Source organism: Microcoleus sp. B6-A1, assembly GCF_036705085.1.
Taxonomy (GTDB): Bacteria; Cyanobacteriota; Cyanobacteriia; order Cyanobacteriales; family Microcoleaceae; genus Microcoleus.
Genome location: NZ_JAUBTU010000053.1, coordinates 13286 through 32144, shown reverse-complemented (window position 1 = coordinate 32144; position 18859 = coordinate 13286). Strand labels below are relative to the sequence as shown.

The window sequence follows — 18859 nt, the reverse complement described above, 5'->3', positions numbered from 1 at the left end:
GAGAAACTTTACCAAAAAAAGACTGAAGTCAATCGATTTTAGATTTTAGATTTTAGATTTTAGATTGAAGCATTGACTTGCGCGAGATAATTTCGGGGGGCAAGTTTCTCGGATACAGGTTTTTTATTTCTGGACCGATGAATCACGTGGCGGGTATCCTGGATGCTTTCGCTCAATAATTCACTAATATTTTCTGACAACTGTTAATTAACGTTTTGTCTTCGGATAACTTCTATTGCCTATCATAGGTTAGCCGGTACTTCCGCACCAAATGCCCGCTTCTATCAATTCCAAGTGCTTTCAAATTCTGCGACTCAGGGGCGAGTTTCCCTGCCCGGAGGCTGATTCCTGCTCGGAATAGCTGCGATCCCGACGAACTTTTGCCTTCACCGGCTGAAACGGCGGGCCGCACACTGTCACCGCGAGTTTCGTTAGCATGGTGGCGCGCCACTGTCTCTTGAGCTTTCACCGACTTGGAAAAAACCTCAAACAATTTGCGATTTGGGATGCCGAGATTCGGGATTGTCCCCGTTGAGTCGGTTTGAGTAACCTTTTATCATAGCCTTTTCTCTGTATTGATGGCTAGATACTAATGGTACAATAATCTTGGGGTAGCAGAAAAGTTTGCTGGAAGTGGGTGGGTTTCGCTCGCCAAGTGCGCCAGTCTTTAGGCTCGCAATGGCTGTGGATTTTGCCGCTCGTGCTGACATTTGCCAGGTTCTAGGCAGTTGCTCGGATTTGGGATCTGTCTACCGTGCTTTCCGGCTTGTGCTGGTGCATTGTGCCGATCGACTGCAGGGCGAGAGTGACAACAAATCTCTCAGCAGTGTTAAGCTTGTCTTCGCGAAGTGCTTGTCTTCGGTAATTCGATCGGCTCAGTCGTTTGCCACATTGCTAAAATTTTGTTAATAAAATTTGCTCAGTGGTATATATCTAAAAAATTATGGTATATTCTTTGGTTTCTAGCTCCCAATCAGAGCTTGAGGCCATTAATTCCCATATTGGGCCTTTGACCGCAAAACTTTAGAGGTAAAATTGCCGATTTTAGATCCTTGTTTCTCAAATCTTGTTTCTCAAATCGAATGACTCGGCTGCAAGCTATTTCTAACTGCCCAGCGCAGATCAAGCGCGTAAATTAAAATGATGGCCTCATGGAAGACCGCTTTAACACCCGAGATCCGAATTCAAATATAAATCAATTGATAGTTTCTACTCCGTTTTTTGCAGGATTACCCGATCCTGTAATCGAGAGAGCAACTGTCCACATCGTTACCCGCAGTCATCCGTCGAATCAAGTGATTTTACTAGAAAATGACTGGGGAACATCAGTGTATTTTATATTGGATGGTTGGGTGAAAATTCGCACCTACAACCTAGACGGAAAAGAAGTAACACTGAATATTTTAGGGAAAGGAGAATTATTCGGGGAAATGGCCGCGATCGAAGAAGCACCGCGATCGACAGATGTGATCACCCTAGCCCCGACACTGATCGGCAATATGCCATCTCAGGATTTTGTGCAGCTCATTCATACCGAGCCGCTAGCAGGCATTCGGCTAGCTCAACTGATGGCGCGTCGCCTGCGACAAGTCAACCGCCGCCTGCGTTTGCGAGAGTCGGACAGTACCTCGCGAGTAGCAGATATTCTATTATTTTTGGCCGAGGGACAAGGCAAAAAAATCCTGGAAACAGGAGGTACAGAAATACCGAACCTGCCACACAGAGAACTGAGCAGCCTCAGCGGGCTGGCTCGCGAAACAGTAACGCGAGTGCTGAGCAAGTTGGAAAAAAAAGGAACTATTCAGCGCGAACGTGACGTTTTGTGCATTCCCGACCTGCACGCCTTAGAGCGTCTGTTAGTGTAGAAGTATCAGAGTTTGCTTTTATTGAATCTCATTCAAAAGCACTCTCTGTTAACTAACTGATATTAATGATTTCCCGCAGGAGGTAAAGCTGTGAGTTTTAAGAAAATTTTCGCCGCCTTAGATGATTCTGAACTCGGTCACCGCGTCTTCACTCAAGCTTTAGAATTAGCTCTGAACGATCGCGCCCAGGTGATGCTATTTAACTGCGTTACTGTCAGCACCATGGGGGAGACGGCAGTGCCAATTCCGGTAGATTTGGGCATGAATGTCGAGTTAATGGATCAAGCTTATCAAGCTCAACGTTTGCGGCTGGAAAGCGACGTAAAACACGCTTCGGGTTTGCTGAAAAATTACTGCGACGCTGCCGCAAAAAAAGGATTGCAGGTAGAATTTGACTGCAAAAAGGACGGCGATCCGGGGCATTGTATCTGTGAATCCGCCGAAAATTGGGGCGCAGATTTAATAGTGTTGGGGAGGCGTGGCCGCACGGGGTTCGCAGAAGCTTTCCTCGGCAGCGTCAGTAATTATGTCGTTCACCACGCATCTTGTTCGGTTTTGGTAATCCAGGAAGCCAAAATCGAAAAATAATGCTGCTGAAAATTTTTGCTGAGAAAATCCATCTAAAATAAGACTTGCGTTCCTACCGAAACCCGGTTTCTGCGAGCAATATTAAATGTGGCGGCGAGGCATCCAAACACTGAAACCGGGAATCAGCCGTATCGGGCGCAAGTCCCGTAAAATCTAAAATCTAAAATCTAAAATCTAAAATCGGAAAATCGGGAATCAGCCGTATGGGGCGCAAGTCCCGTAAAATCTAAAATCTAAAATCTAAAATCTAAAATCGGATGAGTGATTTTTTGTCAGCAGATGCTGCGTCTAATTCCGGCAGTTCACCCAGTACAAATAACGACCCGCAAACCGCCGATATTTCAGCAATGGCTGGCGAGCGCCCAAATCCCGATCCGGGGAAGCACATCTCTGGGGAAGCGCCTTTAAGGCTGGTAGAAACGGCTTTTTTGGCAAGTACCGCTAGCTTAATTTGGCTGGTAAATTATTACTTTCCGCTGGGGCCTTTGCTGCGGGTGTTTTTCCCGATACCCATCGCCCTAGTTTACTTGCGCTGGGGCAACCGAGCAGCTTGGATGGCAGCTTTGGTATCGGGCTTGCTGCTGTCGGTACTGATGGGCCCGACACGGAGCATTTTATACGTGATGCCTTTTGGAATTATGGGAGTTGCGCTGGGAGGACTTTGGAGGCGTAAAGCGAGTTGGTCACTCTCTATTAGTGTGGGCGCTCTCATTGGTACTGTAGGCTTCTTTTTTCGGTTTTGGCTGCTGTCAGCGTTGGTGGGTCAAGATCTATGGGTTTACGTAACGGCCCAGGTAACAGAGATGGTGGAATGGGTGTTTGTGAAGCTGGGCTGGCTTAATGTACCGAGTTTGAACACAATTGGGGCGATCGCCGCCGGGATGATTTTGGTTAACAATATTGTCTATTTATTTGTAGTGCATTTAGTAGCTTTGCTGCTATTAGATCGTTTGGGAAACCCAATTCCGCGGCCGCCAAGCTGGGTGCAAGTTTTGATCGATTATGAAGAGTAGTTATTGGGAGTTGTTGACTGTTGACTGTTGACTGTTGACTGTTGACTGTTGACTAATAACTAATAACTAATGACTAATGACTAATTTATGATTGGTATTTATACAGAAATAGAACAGGGGCAGCGATGGCTCGATCGCTATCGGGGACGAAAACCGATATTTGCCTGCGTGTTAGGATTTACCGCTACTGGCTTAATTCCGGGAATTTCAGCAGCAGGAGCAACCCCGCACGATCGACAATTTACTTGTTTAGCCGATGCAGAATTTTTGTATAACGGCCCCCAACCGTCGCCCCAATATCCTTTGCCGCCCCTAGAAGCGGGTGCCTCGCCCGTACTAATATCTCGCGCTGTAGTCGAAGCTTTGGAACTTCCGCTTTACCTATTTAATGCTGGTTTGCCCCTCCCACCTCCCGTACCTGCAATTGATTTGGGCGGCACTCCGGCAAAGTGTCTGATTTCTGGGAATGCTTTAGAACTCGAAACAGTCAAACATTTGCTCGAACAAGGATTAATTTGGGGAGCTAAATTGGCTGCTCAAACTAATGGTAGCTATTTAATTTTAGGGGAGTGCGTAGTTGGGGGAACGACTACTGCTTTGGGCGTGTTAATGGGTTTGGGTATTGCAGCGGCGGGCAAAGTTAATAGTTCTCATCCTCGCTGCAATCACGCTCAAAAATTGGCTGCAGTGACAGCGGGACTCAATAATGCCGAGTGGGAAATGGGCGGACAAAACAGCACTCCCTTGGAATTGGTAGCGGCGGTAGGCGATCCGATGCAAATAGCGGTGGCGGGAATGGCGATCGCCGCGAGTCGGACTTGCGGGGTGCTTCTGGCCGGGGGCACGCAAATGCTGGCAGTGTACGCTTTGATGGAAGCCTTAGCCCGTGAATATGCTCTGCTATGGAGTCCCGAACAAGTCGCGGTGGGGACTACGCGCTGGGTGGCCGAAGACCCTACAGGAGACACTGTAGGACTTGCTAATGATATCGGCGGTGTGCCTCTGTTGGCGGCGCAGCTAAGTTTTGCTGGATCTCGCTACGGGCAACTGCAAGCTTACGATCGCGGCTATGTTAAGGAAGGTGTCGGTGCCGGAGCGTGTGCGATCGCCAGTGGCTTGACTGCAAATTGGACTCCAACTCAACTCCTCCACGCTGTTGAAGCTTTAGCCTCGCGGTGTGAAGTTAAAAATTAAGTACGTAGTTATAGCAATCGATCCCGGATTTGCGAACTTCTCTCTTTCTGCTCTTTCTGCTCTTTCTGCTCTTTCTGCTCTCTCTCTGCGCCCTCTGTGCCCTCTGCGGTTCATCAAAAAAAATCTTGTTCACCAAACAAAGAGGATTGCTATTTCTATACCAAATCTCGCCTTAATATGCTATTTCCATCCTACTTGTGCGAGACCAAAAACTCCCTACAATCACTCTATAAGTAGACGAGCATAAATCGACGCAAATTGTATTTTTTCTGAAATTAATACCCGATACCCGGTAGCAATATTTAATTAGGCCCGCCTAGATGTTGCGAGTGCATTCTTTTGGAGAGCAACTGTTCTTCCAAGGCGGCAATTCGATTGTAAGCTGCTGTTAGCTGAGCTGTTAAGCGCTGGATTTGAATCTCTGCGCTCAGCTCTTTTTCCAAGCTTTGAGAATTTTTGTCGAAGTAGCTGTCATCTAACAGTATGTCTTTGTGTTCGAGGAGGCCGTCGAGACTGCTGTAGCTTTTATAGGGCGAGGTTTTGTCATTTCCTACCGTTCCAGAGCGATCGTTTCTCTGTTGCTGGGTCAGCTTCGTCTCCTTGGCAGACTCCAAGAGCTTTTCATTGAGGTTTTCTATGAGTTTGTAGAGGGCCTCGACTTGTTGGCTCAATACTGTAACTTGCTGGCGGAGCGCTTCCATACAATCATCCTTTGGCTCGTAACTTAATATCTTTACATTTTAGGTAAATCTTTACATAACTTGGATTTATCACTAAATTATTTAATTTTTGACGTAATTGTTGTGTTCCTAATCCTGACGGTAGATTTAGGGAGCCAGCTTGAAGATAATCGCTCGCCATTGGTGAGTCGATTTTAGATTTTAGATTTTAGGTTTTACATAGTCTTGGACAGAGCAACCGGGTGGGTTAACCCCCATTCTTGGTTCAAACCTTCAATCAGAGTTAAAACGTCTGGTTTCTGAGAGTCGGATCGCAGAGCGTCCTATTAGATTGACTTCGCTCTCGCCCGTGCTTTCAGGATTCAGATGAGTGGATTTTTAGTTTTTTTAGTTAGTGACATCCTCCCACACCAAATCAAAGATTATGGTGTGGGCTTCCCAACATCACTGCTGGGTTTTCCTAGTTTTCCCCTTGCGGGATTTCGCCTCTGACGCCGACTGACTTTCATCAATCCCCGGCAGACCGACTGCATAGGCGTTTTCTATTCCGCAAAGTCCTTGCGTACTGATGAGTTCCAAACCACGCAACCTAATGACTTCTGATGCTGCATGATCTCTATCTGTTTCGTATCCGCACTCACCACATCTATGAACTCGTTCGGAAAGCTCTTTTTTACCCGTATGCGTGTTGCACTTAGGGCAAGTTTGAGATGTTCCATCTGGATTGACCCGGAGGAAGTAGATTTGATGCTTTTTAGCCACCCACTCCAGCAGATTGAGAAATTGACCAAAAGCAGCATCCAAGGTATGTTTTCTCAACATCCCCCTGGACATCGCTTTCAAGTTCAAGTCCTCAACAAAGACCATCCCAATACCTTCCTTGGTACACAAATGGTTAGCCAGTTTGAATTGCCAATCCTTCCGAACTCTAGCGATGTGGTTGTGGAATCTGGCAACCTTGATTCGAGCTTTCTCACGGTTCTTAGAACCCTTTTTCGTTCTGGCATACTTACGTTGCAGCAATTCCAGCTTGCGGTACAAAGATGTCAAGAATCGGGGTCTAGCAATAAACTCTTTATCCGAGGTTGTCAAAAACTTGGACAGTCCCAAATCGATACCCAGCGCATCGACCTGCGGTTGAGCGTCAGGTATCGACATATCAGACTCAATTGTCACTACAACGAACCACCTATCAGCTTTCCTCAAAACCCGTGCTTGCTTAACCACAAACCCCTCTGGGATAGGTCGATGCAAGTTGATAGGCATCTTCCCAACTTTGGGCAAGCTTATCTGCCATCCCGTAATGGGGTTGATTTTGAATTGAGGAAACAGCATGGACTTGATTTGTCCAAACTTCTTGAAGCGAGGAAAGCCAAACCCCCGCGACTGAAAATAATTCCAAGCGTCATGCAATCTGCGAATGGTAGTTTGCAGAACTTGAGAAGGGGCTTCGCCCAACAACGGGAACTTTTTCTTCGCTTTGGGAAGTTCGTTCTGTTGAGCGTAATAGGTAGGGAATGGCTTGTCGGCTGGAATGATGTATTCTCTCTCCAGCGAACAATAATCCAAACTACATTTACGCGAATTGACCCAATCTTTGATTTCTCGCAAAGCGTAGTTATAAACCTTGCGATAAATTTCCAACCAATGAAGCATCGTTTCTTCTTGGTTGGCGTCGGGATAAATTCGGTAGCAGTAGTTCATGATCAGAGTCATACAGTCAACTCTAACACAGAACTACGGGTCTATAAACCTACATATGCTACCGATTTCACGCCTGATTGACCGGATAAAATCGGTCTGGGGGCGTCCATGTATCGCAACACCAAATCAAAGATTATGGTGTGGGACTTATTGCTCCCCCAGACCCCCTCGAATAGTTAAAAAATGTAACACAGATGCAGTCGATCGACCCGGCTGACGAGCAAAACTGGCTCAAAGGAACTTGGATCAGAGAAATTAGGCGTTAAGTTGACGGAGTTTTCGGCATCGGAAAGCTCGATCGACAATGTAGAAGGTAAAATCAGGGCAAGAGCCAATCGATTTTAGATTTTAGATTAAAGATTAAAGAATTGAAGCATTGACTTGCGCGAGATAAATACGTTCGGCAAGTTTCATCGGATACAGGTTTTTTATTTCTCGGTCCTGACTCTGCTTTCGGAATGAATCCGGGGGATTGTATCCTGGATGGTTTCGGTCAAACCGACTCTCTTGGCAGCAGAACCGAGTACAATGGCTCTGTGTTTGAAAAAGAAATAAGACAAATCGGCGCCAACTACCGGACTCGACAAACAATTATTTCCTCGGCTGCAGAACACAAAACGATCGGTCAATATTTAGAAAAGCGGATTGACAGGTGAAACGAAGGTCTTTGCTATTGGGGGCCGCCACCCTAACTTTAAGTCAATTGGCGGCAGGGTGCGACTCGAAGCCCATTCTCAAAATTCGATCGCTCAAAAACGGTATTCCGGCCCAACTGGTAAGCAAATTTAGGCGCGATGTACAACCGTCTCCGCTTTTACAGGTAACGCAAGAAGCACAATTAAAAGAATTATTCGCCCTGTTGCAGGAGTGGAAACGGGTTCCCGAATCCAAAAATCAAGCTAACTTGGTGATGTTGGGAGATTACTGGCTGACTTTGGCAATTAGGCAAAAATTGATTAAGCCGATCGATCCTGCTAAGTTTGATAATTGGGAACAATTGCCCGAAAGATGGCAAAAACTCGTCAGGCGCAACGATGAGGGTAAATTAGATCCTCAAGGTAAAGTGTGGGCTGCACCTTACCGCTGGGGAAGTACGGTAATTGCCTATCGAACCGACAAATTTAAGGCTTTGGGGTGGACTCCGACAGATTGGAAAGACTTGTGGCGAGTCGAATTGCGCGATCGAATTTCTCTGCCCGACAGTGCCAGAGAAGTTATTGGTTTAACATTAAAAAAACTCGGAAAATCTTACAATACGCAGCAATTAGATCAAGTCCCAAATCTCAAAAAAGAACTCGCAAATTTGCACCAACAAGTTAAACTTTATAGTTCTGACGCTTACCTGCAACCATTAATTTTAGGCGATACTTGGTTGGCAGTAGGTTCATCTGGAGACTTGCTGCCACTGCTGCAAACTCAAAAGGATATTGCTTTAGTAGTTCCGGTTTCGGGAACTGCACTTTGGACAGATTTGTGGGTACAACCAGCATCAGGGAATCCAGTTTCTTTAGTGGAAAAATGGATTGATTTTTGCTTACAACCTCGGGTTGCTCCTCAATTATCTTTGCTGGCTAAGGCTAGTTCGCCCATAATTGTCGGCATGAAACCAGAAGATTTACCGGAAGCTGTTCGCACCAATCCTGTGTTGTTGCCGGATGCTAAGATTCTTGCTGCTAGCGACTTTATGCTGCCTTTTGGGGATGCGGGGATCTCGCTGTATCGATCGCTCTGGCAAGAAACTAGGCAAGTAGTGAGAAGTTAAAATGTAGGGTGCGTCAGTCACCAGTCCAAAAGCGCCGAGAAAATTATCAAAACTGACGCACCTTAAACCGTAGGGTTCGGCAGTCACCAGCCTTGTGTGTGTAGCAAAGCAACAAACGGCAGTGAAATAACAAACAAAACCGCAGGAGCGGAAAGTGTTAGTATTTTAATTTCAATAACAATCGTAATTATAAATCACCTGAGAAAAATCTAATTTTTCTAAGTCCTCAGCACGAATCAAAAAGTTGCCTACTCCATCATCACCCCAACAAATTTCATCATCACTAATCATGTGTAAGACTACAATTTTATGGTCTTGGTATTGCGGGCTATACTCACGAGGGTCAGTTTGCGTAAAGTAGCCGTATCCCCCTATTTTATGGTGAATCTCGTATAAATTATCATAATACCAATCATTTAATTTGTAATCATCTACCTCAATTATATCAAAGAATTGTTTAATTTTTGGTGCTTCCAAAATCTTAGTAATTTGATAGTCTTCTGGGCAAACCCACTCATAGTCAGGACTAAACTGTAAAGCCAAACATTCTTGCGGATTATTCACGTATTTATAGTTTAGAGGTGAAAATTCCTTAAGTTCTTGATCCAACAAAAAAGCAAAATGTGTTTGACAATTATTTGTGTCAGTTTCGGGAAAATACAATATTTTAAAATCTTTTTGGTTCTCCAAATTGTCTAAATCCATGCCATACAAATCTGTGTCACCGATATAAAACTGCAAAATTCCTTTTTTGGGGAAAGGCGCTAAATATGGCACTTGGGCAAAGATTTCCTCAAAATTGAGTTGTGCCAAAAGGTGCATATATTTTCCATCACTATCTTTGGGAAAATCGTAACCTTTCGGCAAGTAAGGCACTCCGCCAAATTTGCTTGACCAGAAATCAGTCCCCTTTCGTTCGTAAGTGATTTTGATAACAGGCTTTTCTGAACTTTCAATTTCTTGGCGAAACGGTTCTAATTCAGCAGGAAGATCAAGGTTTGTTTTCATTTTTTACTACGTATTATAAACTGCATTTGTCAACTCAAATGCACTGTGCGTCAGCTCTTGATTTATCGATTATCCAGAAAATTACTCGCGGCTGACGCACCCTACTAAAAGCCTTTCACCCTTCCTCGAAGACCTGGATTTGAGAGAGATTCTAACTCAATCCGACAGTCAAGCCGATCGCCCTTGCACGAATAAACTGCCAAAGCAGTGCCTTGACGGTTGCAAACTCGCACATTGTAACCATAATCGTTGGCGACAGTGCCAAAGCGGTTAACAAACTGATAGCGTTCCATATAATCGAGCAAACTCCAAAGTTGGCGGTTGACTATGATAATTACCCAAGTATTACCGGGATCGACAAACCAGCGATCGAGCAATTTTCCGCCAAACTGTTTTTGAGCTAACCACAGACTCGGCACGCTTTTTTCCGTTTGCGAAAGCGGGGGCGACGGGAAATTAACAGCGCTGCCAGTCGGGCAGACAGGCTCCTGGGAAAAAGCCGCAGATTGCTCCCACAGGAAGGCTCCGAGGCACGCAGCACAGGCGATCGGGAACAAAAATAAACTTTTTGTCAAAATGCCGTGCCTGCGGCGGTAAACTTGATTTCTGTGGCTAAAATTGTGGTAATTCATCATATTATTAGACAAGATTGCATAAATCATTCATTGATACAGAAACCGCAGATGTAAGGCAGATAAACACGGATAAACGCAGATAATTTTTTAAATTACTCGTTACTAGGCTGGAGCCTAGTAACGCAGATCCGGAGGCTCTGCCTCCATGTTTCCAAGCGAGGCAGAGCCTCTAGATTTAGGTTCCCAGGCTAGAGCCTGGGAACAAGTTAATTTTATTATTATTCAGTCCGCGGAGGCGGACATTGTTTGTATAGTAGCGGTTTCAACCCCCGACTCTTATTGCTGCTGCTTTCATTGTTAAAATTCCGATCGCCTAAACAATGAAGCAGGCAGACAAGCAGTAAAAGTAGAACCGCAATCTAACTCGCTAGTAACTTCAATATCGCCGCCCATCATCTGACAAAAACGCTGACTGATAGCCAACCCCAAACCCGTACCGCCGTACTTGCGAGTAGTTGAATTGTCCGCTTGAGTGAAAGGTTGGAACAGGCGCTCTTGCTGCTCTAATGTCATGCCGATACCCGTGTCCGTCACTCGGAAAATTAAAAAATCTGCATCCAAAATTAACATTTGAGCAACTCTCGGTTGATATTTATTTTTTAATTCTTCACTGGTAATTCTTTCGACAGTAAGCACGATCCTCCCATTAGCAGAAAATTTAGCAGCATTGCTGAGCAAATTCAGCATTACCTGTCGCACTTTCATCAAATCGCCGTGCATGGCGCCGATATTGTCAGAACTCAATACTTCCAAAGTATTGCCGTTTTTATCCATTAGCGGTTTGATAGTTGTTACCACCTCCTCGATTAAGCCTCCAACATCGAAGCTTTCGAGGTAAATCTCCATCTTGTCAGCTTCAATTTTGGAAATGTCTAGAATGTCGTCAATTAGGCGCAGCAAGTGTTTGCCAGCAGTGCGAATTTTGTCTAAATCCGAGACTACCTGTAAGTTGCCTAACTCTTCGGCATCTTCCGCTAGCATATCGCTGTAGCCGATAATCGCGTTGAGGGGAGTGCGTAACTCGTGGCTCATGTTTGCCAGAAAAGCACTCTTGGCGCGGTTGGCGAGTTCTGCGGCTTCTTTGGCCAACTGCCATGCTTCCTCAGCGTCTTTGCGTTCGGTGATATCCCGCAGTGTCGCCACCACCGCTTCGACGCTGCCGTCTGTCGCACAAAGCGGGCTGAGAATGTACTCGTAGTCGCGGGTTCCCCAGCTTGCCGTGGGGACAATTACTTCGCCTTTCACGGGCTCGGCTGTGGCAAATAGGCCGTCGCATTCTTGGTGAACCCGCTGCATAATTGTTGGCGACCAGCCTAATTCCTGCCAGGTTTTGCCAATCATTTCTCTGGGGTTCATGCCGGCAGCTTGAGCGGCGGTGCGGCTGACATAGGTGTATTTTCCCGATCGATCTACTAGAAAAATTAGGTCAAGAGAAGCGCCGAGAATGCCGTCAACTGTTCTGGCGTGTCGGGCTACTTGAGCCGTCATTTGTCTGACTGTGATGGCGCCGCGGACTCTGGCGGCGAGTTCAAACCGCAAGAGTTCGTTGGCTTGTTTGAGGAATAGGGTGCGCTGTTCGACTTCTATTTCTAGTTCTGCTTTGGCTTTTTCTAGGGTGAGTTCGGCCAGTTTGCGATCGCTCACATCTGTAGAAATTGTACCGACTGCATAAGCTTTACCTTTGGAGTTGCAGAGGGGAAATTTCAGAGAAATATAAGTGTGCGGGCCGTCGTCTTGAGGGATGATTTCTTCGATGGTTAGAGGCGAGGAGGATTCGAGAACTTTCAGGTCGTTTTCTCGCAAGGCTGCTGAAGAGTCTAGGGGAAAAATATCGCCATCAGTTTTACCTGTTATTTGCTCTTTGGTGATGTCGAACAAATTGTCAAAATGGCGGTTGGTGAGCAGGTATTTTCCGTCAAGGTCTTTGATGTAAATTACTGCTGTTGAGTTGTCTAAAATCGCTTGCAGCAGTGCTTCGCTCTTTCGCAGGGCTTTTTGAGTGTTTTGGCGATCGAGTATTTCTGGCTGCAATTCCAAGTTGAGGCGATTTAAGTCTTGCCAAGCTTCCTGGACTAGATTTAAGGCGATCGCGCTTTTTTCTAATTCTGTATTTTCTGTATTTACCTGCCGCGACTGGTTTGAGACGGAGTTTTCGGGCAATTCTAGGGGTTGGAAAGCGAGCGGGATGTGGGGATTTGCGATCGGGCGAGCGCCCGCCAATTTTTTATTATATCGAAAATCTACGGCTAATTGACCATCTAAACTCGATTTTTTGGGAAATAAATCGGGGAATTCGCCGAAATTTAAATTGTCATAAATTATATCAAATGTCCGCGATTGCTGCGGCAGTTCGGCGCTGGAGTTAAATGCCCAATTCCCCTCTGCTGTTGATAAATCCGAGTTAGCGGGTTTGGCAATCCGGCGAGTGACGGCAACTCCCAAGGCGAAGGGAACAATGGCAGTCGCAGACATGGCCAGCAGCCAGTTGTTTTCCCACCAAGTTGCGATCGAGGTTTTGGGGATAAATCGCACTAAAATTGCTGCGGGTTTCCCGGCTAAATTGCCGAGGGATTTGGCAGCTACTGCATGAGTTTGACTGCCTGTTTGTACGTTTCCGGCGACTGGTTTGCCGCCGGCGGCGAGTGCAGATTTCAGCAGCGATTTCTCTGCCAGCAAGTCTGGTAACTGTTGGTTTTTTGTAACTGCTGGCCAACTTGCCAAGACAAATTTGCCGTCAGCCAGCGGTGCGTAGATAGCCTGATATCCGCCGTCTTGTAATTTGAGGGTTTCGGTGCTAGCAACTGCCGAAGTTTTGCTGATAATTTTTCCTAAAACTAAGGCAGCAATCACTGTCTGATTTTTGGGATCTTTTATGGGAATTGCTGCGTAGTGGAGGAGAACAGGTCGAGATCCCTTTCCGGGGGGCAAAGATCCCAATTGTTCCTGAACTTCCGATTTGGCAAGGATTTCGGTAGCTGTAATTGGGTTTTTTGTAGCGAATACTCGATCGACTATTTTTTGCAGGTTAAAACTTTTTCCCTTTTGGCTGGGGTTGACGCTAACCACTATCTGCCTGTTTTTTCCAACTAAGGCCGCGCTGTCTATTTCCCCTGTTTTGACTTGATTTTCTAGAATTTGCTTGACAGATTTTTGCAAATCTGATACTTTTTTACCGCTGTTGTAAGATAAGGCTATTTGGGCGATCGTTTTGCTGTCAGAGGAGTTTTGCAAACGGTCGGCGGCGCGATCGAGTTGGAGATTGTAGTTAATTTCACTAAGGCTCAGTTCTGATTTAGCTTGATTTTGCAGTTGATTGCTTCCAACTGCCGATGTTAGCCAAAGTGCTGCAGCCGTTAGTCCGACGGGCAAGATTGTTTGTAAAGTCAGCAGTCCGATTAGCTGTTTTCTGGTAACAGATAAGTTGTAGGTACACGGCTTGAAAGCTGCTTTCAATCTTCTTTCGGAAGTCGCAACTTTAGTTTGCTGCAGACAATTTGGCTGGCTGTCGTTTAACTGAGTATGAGCCATAGTAGTAGATGCGGGATCGGTTATAGATGACAGGCGATCAATTAATCGGGAAGGCAATCAAGTTTAGATTTTAGATTTTAGATTTTAGATTTTAGACTTCGGCGTGAGCGCTCAGTTGAACGATTTTAGATTTTATATCGAGTTCGGTTAATCACTCATATCCTATCCGGTCGAGCGACAGCGATTTTTGTAGGGGTTCCCCTCACCAACAATACCTGCCTTGCCAATAATTGACAATCTCAAAAACCCGCCCCTACTGGGATATTATGGTTAATCGAGCGGACATGATATCATCATAAAATTGTTGCCTCTCGCCGCCAACCAAGCAATAAAATGACTGGGACCTTCTCAAATAAATCAGTTTCTAGGTATTAATCAGATTATCTTATTTAGCTGTTTTTACATATACTATCGGCTCCTATTTACAGTTGGTTCGGAGCATCCAAACGAGTGCTTTCACAGGAGTGCTCGCAGTTAGATGTAGGCTTGGCTGTGCAAGATACTCCCATTCCTCAAAAACGCTTTTTGCAAAATCGGGATGCTCTCACATACTGTCGTAAAACGAAGTAGTTTATCGATCGACTGTATCGTAAATTCAGTTAAACAGAGATGTTGCACCATTCTCAATCAGGTTTTTATGGGTGGGCATCCTGCCCAACCCCTACTCCCCACAAGAAATTAATTCTTTGTGGAACAGGCATCTTGCCTGTTCTGGAGAATGGTGCAAGATGTAAGGTTAAACCAAAGTTTAGCGTAATTATTGCAAAACTTTAGATACGCTCGATCGACCTTTTCCCTGCTTCACCTTTGTTTCAATCCCACAACCGCCTGCCTGCTTTGCCGCCCAGTCGCTGGTGAGTATCTTTGAGCAAAGTTGGGATGTCTAACTCTTCGGGACACCGGGGCAAACATTCGCCACAATCGGTGCAGCGGTTGCCTTTGTTGCCGGGAAACCAGTGTCCGGCATTTTCAAACATGGCGTAGCGGTATTTGCCAAAGTCAGTCATGTTGCACCCGACGGCGAGATTGCGGAGTCGCAATACTTCGGGAATGTTGATGTTTTCCGGGCAAGGTAAACAGGCATAGCACTGGCTACATTTGTCGGTTTTCAAAGTGGCTGCAATAACAGATTCTAGCCGATCGAACGCAGCGATTTCGGCGTTGGTGAGGGGACAGTCGCGATCGCAATATTTCAGGGGTTGCTCTAATTCTGTCGCATTTGCAGGGCCCACACTCAAAGTTCCAATCCTAGTATCGCTAAGTAAAAACCGATAGTTTAACTCTAAGGGCGAGAAAGGCGAGCACAATTGTGCGAGAGTTTCCGGGGGCGTGTAGAGTTGCCCTCCTTTGTCTGCCGGGGAAATGATGAAAACGCCCATATCTTTGTGATGGGCGAGTTCAATTGCCGGGGCGTTGCGCTGAAAAAAATAGTAGTAATGCAGATTGACAAATTCAAACAAATCTGTATTGATTGCAGCCAAAATCAGATCCAGAGGCCCGTGAGTCGAAAAGCCGACGTGCCGAATGCGATTATCAGCCAGGGCTTTGCGTACTGCTTGCATGCAGCCTGTGGCCGATCGCACCATCGCCAAATGTTCCCAAGTATTCAAACCGTGAATTGCCAGACAATCGATATAGTCTAAATTCAGGCGTTTGAGGGATGCGTCGATGCAGCGTTCCATTGCTGCTGCATCCTCGGTTGGGGAAATTTTTGTAGTGATGTGGAGGCGCGATCGATCGACAGACAAACCAGCCGAAAGGGCCGCGCCAAGATATTCCTCGCTGCAACCGTAACCCGCCGCCGTTTCCAGGTGATTGATTCCCAGAGACACCGCCTGTTGTACAGTCTGACAGGCAGTTTCCTCAGAAGCCAAATAGCGCATGGTTCCCAAGGAAAATACCGACAGGTGCAACTCCGTTTTGCCAAACCGTCGATAGCGCATAAAGGTTAGGAAGTTTCGCCTGGGCCCAAGCCGCTTCTCTTAATCAAATCCTCTGGACGGAGGTTTGAGATAAATTCCCGGAAGGCGCGGCGTTCTGCCTCATCAGCATCTCGATCGACCGGTATCGAAGCATCGGCGACAACTTCTTCCATCACCCAGATGGGGCAGTTCGTTCGCAGGGCTAGGGCGATCGCGTCGCTAGGTCGGGCATCGATCTCTTTTTTAACTTCTCCCTGACGGACGATCAGGACGGCATAGAATGTGTTATCTTGCAGCGAGTGAATAACTATGCGCTCCAAGGTAAGACTCCATGCCTCTAAAAAATTGACCATCAGATCGTGAGTTAAGGGTCGAGGAGGCTTGTGACCTTCGATCGCGCTAATAATAGCCTTTGCTTGCTCCTGACCGATATAAATAGGCAAAGCGCGTCGCTCAGTAGCGTCTCTCAATAAGACAATAGGACTGCGCGTGGCTGCATCTAAGGCAATTCCAGCGACTTTCATTTCAATCATAAAAATGCTCGGTAAGTGGGAAACTCAGAGACTTTAGTCCTGAGAGGGAAACAACATGGGCGGTTTCAACACATTCGACTACGCTCAGTGAGCACCACCTTGAATCCCCTTTCCCCTTTCGGGGGTAGAGGGGTATGGTTGCCCCTCTTTGGAGATATGGTTGTCTCCGGCTCCCTTTCGGGGTAATGTTCGCTTGTCGGTCAATGTTATGAGAGCTTGTTAGACTTGCAACACTGTCTCAGTGACCTTAAGACTGTTTAATTGCAAATGACAGGGCGGAAAACTAGCGTCGCATTCTCCGGTGTCGTGACTCAAATAACGTAGCCAGTTAAGGCTGAGGCTGGTCAGCACAGCTTGCTTCGATTGCTCTTACAAGCTCAGTCCCTGGTTTTAGGGCTGGGTTACTGACAGAATTAAGAAACTGCAAGGCGGTAGAAAACTCGGACATAAAGATGACCTAAATCCAGTATGACTCGATCTTCGCCTGAATCTGCAACTGATCGGGGACTGTCGATTTTAAATTAAAGAATTGACAAAGAGGGAGAGGGGGGATAGAAAAAGCTCCTGCATCTGGTTTGTGACTGTGGTTTGATGTAAATAGGCGATCGACTAAGGAAAAATACTTATGTTTACAGGACTAATTCAATCTCTCGGAAAACTGAAGTCGCTAGGCAACGATTATTTCCAAATTTCCTGCACCTCAAACAACTCCTACCAGATTTTACAAGATTTAGCCATTGGGGACAGCGTAGCCGTGGATGGAGTCTGTTTGACGGTAGTGGAAGTTCTGCCCCAAGGTTTTGTCGCCGTCGCTTCCCCAGAAACTCTCCGCCGCACTACTCTGGGATCATTCCCCGATGCTTTTGTGAACCTAGAAACCTCCCTGCGCGCCGGTAGCAAATTGGGGGGACATTTTGTGACGGGGCACGTAGATGCGATCGGCACTTTAGCCACATCAACCCAAACCGCCAACGCTTGGGAGATGCGGTTTACTGCCCCACCAACAGCAAATTCGGGATGGCAACGTCAAATCGCACCTTACATCGTTTCCAAGGGCAGCATCGCCGTCAACGGCATCAGCTTAACCGTGGCCGATTGCGATGCTGACGGCAATTGGTTTGAAGTTGCTGTCATTCCCCACAGTTTTGGTGAGACAAACCTCAGCTATTTGCAACCAGGAAGTTTAGTAAACTTAGAAGCAGATATTCTGGGCAAATATGTCGCCAAATTTCTCCGCAGTGGCTCAAAATCCCATCCCGAACCGTGGGAAGAAACCCCCACAATCAACAGTTTGGGAACAATTACACCAGAATTCTTAGCAGAACACGGATTTATTTAATCGTAGATCACACTCGGCGGTTGAAACCGCTACTATACAAACGAAGTCCGCCTCCGCGGACTAAAGAATAAATTTGTCGGGTGCGTAATCCGCGAATTATTTTATCAATAATTGACGGCTAAAAGCAGACGCACCCCACTAACTCTTACTCCTCTCTCTGCGTTCTCTGCGTTCTCTGCGGTTCAATAATCCCACTCTATTCCTCAACAAAATTGTTTTTCTCCCAAAACAATCCCGCCGCAATTCCCACCTGAGAAACCAAAAACAAGGCAGCAATTAATAGCTTTTGAAAGCCCGGTGCGTGGAAAAATGGATAAGTTAGCAAATTCAAATAAAATGACGGATGTTGTAGTTTCCCATGAGTCCCGCGTTTCGAGATCATTTGCTGAAACAAAAAAGCACCTCTACCATAATTGAATTGCTGTTTCCAAAATTTGCGAAGAGTTAGTGCATGGGAGTGATAAACTATAACTTCGGGAGCGTAAATTGCGGCATTGCCCGAATGCAACCACCGATCGCAAAATTCCCGGTCTTCTCCAGCCGCTAGAGAAAAAGTCGTGTCAAAGCCGCCGATTTTTTGGAAAGCCTCAGCGGGAAGGGCAAAATTGTTAGAAGTAAAAAATTGCGCGCGATCGCCAATAGCATTATAGTAACTGTAAAGGTAATCGATCAGTTGCTGGCTGGCAGTAGAATAAATGTTATCCGGCAGCGCGTTTACAGTGCGACCTCCGATTAAGCAATCTGGTGTTTCCACAAATCGCTTTTCCAGATTTTGCAGCCAATCTACCCCCACAGTACAGTCATCGTCTGTAAACACTAAAAATTTGCCTTCTGCGGCAAAATATCCAGTATTTCGCGCCGTTGCAGGGCCGGAGTTGGGTTGTGTCAGCAGTGTGATATTTAGCTGATTTTGAAAAGGGGAAATTGTATTTTCGACAGAGATTTCGGTGCTATCGTTGACGACGATAACTTGAAATTTATCGCGGGGATATTCAATTTCAACAAAAGACTGAATACAGGCCGCTAATTTATCGGGGCGATTGTAGGTCGGAACAATAATTGAAAATAGAGTTTTAGCTTGGTTCATG

At 46.1% G+C, this 18859-nt stretch carries 17 protein-coding genes; 7 read left to right on the top strand and 10 right to left on the bottom strand.

Annotated features, from left to right (window positions below):
- Positions 1-232: 232 nt before the first annotated feature.
- Positions 233-493, bottom strand: a complete 261-nt coding sequence (locus QUB11_RS19555; RefSeq protein WP_333198623.1) for a hypothetical protein — start codon at positions 491-493, stop codon at positions 233-235.
- A gap of 658 nt (positions 494-1151) precedes the next feature.
- Between QUB11_RS19555 and QUB11_RS19550 the strand changes: the two genes are divergently transcribed.
- The 4 genes from QUB11_RS19550 to cobT all read left to right on the top strand — a co-directional run bounded on the left by QUB11_RS19550 (position 1152) and on the right by cobT (position 4660).
- Positions 1152-1865: a Crp/Fnr family transcriptional regulator gene (locus tag QUB11_RS19550; protein WP_190663937.1), complete on the top strand. Its 714-nt coding sequence runs from the start codon at positions 1152-1154 to the stop codon at positions 1863-1865.
- Between the two features lie 90 nt (positions 1866-1955).
- Positions 1956-2453: a universal stress protein gene (locus QUB11_RS19545; protein ID WP_333198621.1), complete on the top strand. Its 498-nt coding sequence runs from the start codon at positions 1956-1958 to the stop codon at positions 2451-2453.
- Between the two features lie 257 nt (positions 2454-2710).
- Positions 2711-3466 (top strand): DUF2232 domain-containing protein, encoded by a 756-nt coding sequence (locus tag QUB11_RS19540; protein WP_333391457.1) that lies wholly within the window; start codon positions 2711-2713, stop codon positions 3464-3466.
- An 87-nt stretch (positions 3467-3553) separates the two neighbouring features.
- The gene (gene cobT / locus QUB11_RS19535) at positions 3554-4660 is read left to right on the top strand and encodes a nicotinate mononucleotide-dependent phosphoribosyltransferase CobT (RefSeq protein ID WP_333391455.1); all 1107 of its coding nucleotides are present in this window, start codon (positions 3554-3556) and stop codon (positions 4658-4660) included.
- A 302-nt stretch (positions 4661-4962) separates the two neighbouring features.
- Here cobT and QUB11_RS19530 read toward each other — a convergent pair whose 3' ends face one another.
- The 3 genes from QUB11_RS19530 to QUB11_RS19520 form a co-directional block, all read right to left on the bottom strand.
- Entirely contained in the window at positions 4963-5361 is a 399-nt protein-coding gene (locus tag QUB11_RS19530; RefSeq protein ID WP_333198614.1) for a hypothetical protein, read from the bottom strand.
- Between the two features lie 423 nt (positions 5362-5784).
- Positions 5785-7056, bottom strand: coding sequence for a transposase (locus tag QUB11_RS19525; RefSeq protein ID WP_333391454.1), 1272 nt, complete (start codon positions 7054-7056; stop codon positions 5785-5787).
- Between the two features lie 164 nt (positions 7057-7220).
- Entirely contained in the window at positions 7221-7379 is a 159-nt protein-coding gene (locus QUB11_RS19520; protein ID WP_333391452.1) for a hypothetical protein, read from the bottom strand.
- 123 nt (positions 7380-7502) lie between these two features.
- On the opposite strand from QUB11_RS19520, the gene QUB11_RS19515 reads away from it, so the two are divergent.
- Positions 7503-7700 carry a phycobiliprotein lyase gene (locus tag QUB11_RS19515; RefSeq protein ID WP_333391450.1) on the top strand — a complete coding sequence of 66 codons (198 nt, stop codon included), beginning with the start codon at positions 7503-7505 and terminating at the stop codon, positions 7698-7700.
- Positions 7697-8806: an extracellular solute-binding protein gene (locus QUB11_RS19510; protein WP_333391448.1), complete on the top strand. Its 1110-nt coding sequence runs from the start codon at positions 7697-7699 to the stop codon at positions 8804-8806. The genes QUB11_RS19515 and QUB11_RS19510 overlap by 4 nt, the downstream gene beginning before the upstream one ends.
- A gap of 171 nt (positions 8807-8977) precedes the next feature.
- Here QUB11_RS19510 and QUB11_RS19505 read toward each other — a convergent pair whose 3' ends face one another.
- The 5 genes from QUB11_RS19505 to QUB11_RS19485 all read right to left on the bottom strand — a co-directional run bounded on the left by QUB11_RS19505 (position 8978) and on the right by QUB11_RS19485 (position 16432).
- Positions 8978-9814 carry a DUF1963 domain-containing protein gene (locus QUB11_RS19505; protein WP_333198606.1) on the bottom strand — a complete coding sequence of 279 codons (837 nt, stop codon included), beginning with the start codon at positions 9812-9814 and terminating at the stop codon, positions 8978-8980.
- 104 nt (positions 9815-9918) lie between these two features.
- Positions 9919-10449 carry a hypothetical protein gene (locus tag QUB11_RS19500; protein WP_333256187.1) on the bottom strand — a complete coding sequence of 177 codons (531 nt, stop codon included), beginning with the start codon at positions 10447-10449 and terminating at the stop codon, positions 9919-9921.
- A 297-nt stretch (positions 10450-10746) separates the two neighbouring features.
- Positions 10747-13977 (bottom strand): PAS domain-containing protein, encoded by a 3231-nt coding sequence (locus QUB11_RS19495; RefSeq protein WP_333391446.1) that lies wholly within the window; start codon positions 13975-13977, stop codon positions 10747-10749.
- 812 nt (positions 13978-14789) lie between these two features.
- Complete coding sequence (locus QUB11_RS19490; RefSeq protein WP_333391444.1) at positions 14790-15920, bottom strand: aldo/keto reductase; 1131 nt, start codon at positions 15918-15920, stop codon at positions 14790-14792.
- Positions 15921-15925: 5 nt separating this feature from the next.
- Positions 15926-16432, bottom strand: coding sequence for a bifunctional nuclease family protein (locus tag QUB11_RS19485; RefSeq protein WP_015176672.1), 507 nt, complete (start codon positions 16430-16432; stop codon positions 15926-15928).
- 625 nt (positions 16433-17057) lie between these two features.
- On the opposite strand from QUB11_RS19485, the gene ribE reads away from it, so the two are divergent.
- Entirely contained in the window at positions 17058-17771 is a 714-nt protein-coding gene (gene ribE, locus QUB11_RS19480; RefSeq protein WP_333391442.1) for a riboflavin synthase, read from the top strand.
- A gap of 196 nt (positions 17772-17967) precedes the next feature.
- On the opposite strand, the gene QUB11_RS19475 is transcribed toward ribE, so the two are convergent.
- Positions 17968-18858, bottom strand: coding sequence for a glycosyltransferase (locus QUB11_RS19475; RefSeq protein ID WP_333391440.1), 891 nt, complete (start codon positions 18856-18858; stop codon positions 17968-17970).
- Position 18859: the final 1 nt, after the last annotated feature.